This window comes from Pseudomonas sp. SIMBA_068 (assembly GCF_046534705.1).
Lineage (GTDB): Bacteria > Pseudomonadota > Gammaproteobacteria > Pseudomonadales > Pseudomonadaceae > Aquipseudomonas > Aquipseudomonas putida.
On the sequence record NZ_JAWRYI010000551.1, the window covers coordinates 1 to 270 of the forward strand.

1 protein-coding gene is annotated in these 270 nt (G+C 43.7%); it reads right to left on the reverse strand.

From position 1 onward, the window contains the following. Positions 1 to 238: FimD/PapC N-terminal domain-containing protein (locus SB756_RS30360; RefSeq protein ID WP_410913275.1), on the reverse strand; the 238-nt coding region annotated here is incomplete at its 3' end. Positions 239 to 270 lie beyond the last annotated feature (32 nt).

Consider the following 270-nt stretch of genomic DNA (forward strand, 5'->3'; position numbering starts at 1 on the left):
CGTGCTCTTCCGCCAATGGCTGTTTATTTAGTTGAACCTGTAAATTGTATTTTCCGGGCTCAACATATCCCTGACTGGAAAAACGCTTCAGATCAATTTTCGTGTCGCCTTTTAATTCCAGAAAACGGGAATCAAACTGAATGTCGTCTTCAGCCCAGACACTGCTATAACTCCCTGACATTGCCAGCGCAATGCACCACGGAAGTATCCGTAATCGAAAAAGAGAATGGTCAGGCATACACGTTTCTATCCGTTTTTATTCTTGTTCGG